The organism is Oleiphilus sp. HI0123 (genome assembly GCF_001635315.1).
The window spans coordinates 1-1,634 of record NZ_LWGE01001368.1; the positions used below are offsets into that span (position 1 = coordinate 1).

The following is a 1,634-nucleotide window of genomic DNA, read 5'->3' on the forward strand; positions in this document are numbered from 1 at the left end:
CCCTTAGTTGCTGTGTAGTGTTAAGTTAAATAAGTTTGCTAGCGCAAAGGTTCAATGATCGCGTCGAGGTTACGTTCGTCGCAAAAGTCCATAAACTCATCTCTCAAGCTAGCAATGTGAGTATCAGCTGACAGTCGAATTGTCATTGATAGATTAAACATTTGTGTACCGGTGTGCGGGGCACTGTAGGTTCCGGTTTGCAAATCATCAATGTTTATATTCTGAGAGGAAAAGTACTGTGCAATCTCGTGAACGATACCCGGGTTATCCAATGCAACAACGCTAACCGTATACGCTAGTGCAGGGTGGCTGTCCCGCTGCTGTGTTTGCTTCGCAGTGGTGGTAAGACCAAGTGACTCGGACAGTGCTGGTAGGCTCGCTTCAAGTTTTGCTATAGCATCCCAAGCGCCGGAAACCATCATTATCACGGCGAATTCGCCCCCGAGCACTGTCATTCTACTGTCTATGATATTGCATTGGTTGGTCGAGCAGGCTTTTGCTAGCTCATTAACGATACCTGGCTTGTCGGTGCCAATAGAAGAAATAACCAAAAAGTTTGGTTTGTGATCTGTATTGCCCATAATTTCGCCTTAGTTGAGTGGGTTGTTGGACGATATTTTTGTTTCTTTGCCATATAGTAAGGCATGTTTACTTGTGAAAAAACCATCTCGGCATTAACATACGCGATTGTTTTTACTTTGTACCGTTTCAGTATCTGTTTTTGAGTAAAAAGTGCGCAGATATTTTCTTGGAGATCAATATGATTGAAGGCAGCATTGTTGCCCTGGTAACGCCCATGTTTGAAGACGGAAGTCTTGATTGGGAACGTTTGGATTCCCTGCTGGACTTCCATGTCGAAAAAGGAACTAATGCTATTGTTGCTGTTGGTACCACTGGTGAGTCTGCAACGCTCGACCCTGCAGAGCATTGCAGCGTTATCGATCATATAATTAAACGTATTGCTGGAAGAATTCCTGTTATCGCTGGCACAGGCGCAAACTCTACTTCAGAGGCTATTGAACTCACGCGTGAAGCTAAGAAGCTTGGTGCTGATGCATGCTTGCTGGTGGCGCCATATTACAACAAGCCTACTCAAGAAGGCCTATACCTTCATCATAAAGCGATTGCTGAAGCAGTAGAAATTGATCAGATTCTTTACAACGTACCGGGTCGAACAGTTGTTGATATGCAGAACGAGACGGTTCTTCGTTTAGCTGATGTACCTAATATTGTCGGCATTAAAGACGCCACAGGTGATATTGCTCGTGGCAGTGAACTCATCAAGTCCTTAAATGGCAAAATGCCGGTCTATTCGGGTGATGATGAAACTGCTTATAAGTTGATCTTGGCGGGTGCCAAAGGCAATATTTCAGTTACAGCTAATGTACTTCCTGCTGAGATGAGTCAGCTTTGTCGCCTAGCGCTTGATGGTAAGGCTGAGCAAGCTCAAACTTTGAATGATCAGTTGGCGTCAGTTCACGAAGCAATGTTCGTTGAAGCTAACCCCATACCTGTTAAGTTCGCGTTAAATAGAATGGGTCTGATTGGCTCAGGTATTCGCTTGCCATTGACTGAGCTAAGCAAACAATATCATTCGCAAGTAGAGTCTGCGTTAACAGCGAAAAAACTGATTT

General features: G+C 44.3%; 2 protein-coding genes. One reads left to right on the plus strand and one right to left on the minus strand.

Annotated features, from left to right (window positions below; all coding sequences use genetic code 11):
* Positions 1 to 38: 38 nt before the first annotated feature.
* On the minus strand, positions 39 to 581 hold the full coding sequence (locus A3761_RS17225; RefSeq protein ID WP_068507804.1) for a glycine cleavage system protein R: 543 nt from the start codon (positions 579 to 581) through the stop codon (positions 39 to 41).
* Between the two features lie 179 nt (positions 582 to 760).
* On the opposite strand from A3761_RS17225, the gene dapA reads away from it, so the two are divergent.
* A partial coding sequence (gene dapA, locus A3761_RS17230; protein ID WP_068507802.1) for a 4-hydroxy-tetrahydrodipicolinate synthase occupies positions 761 to 1,634 on the plus strand: 874 nt, incomplete at its 3' end.

Coding starts and splice junctions, on each gene's coding strand:
- A3761_RS17225 (WP_068507804.1), bottom strand. CDS start 581: ATGGGCAATACAGATCACAAACCAAACTTTTTGGTTATTTCTTCTATT.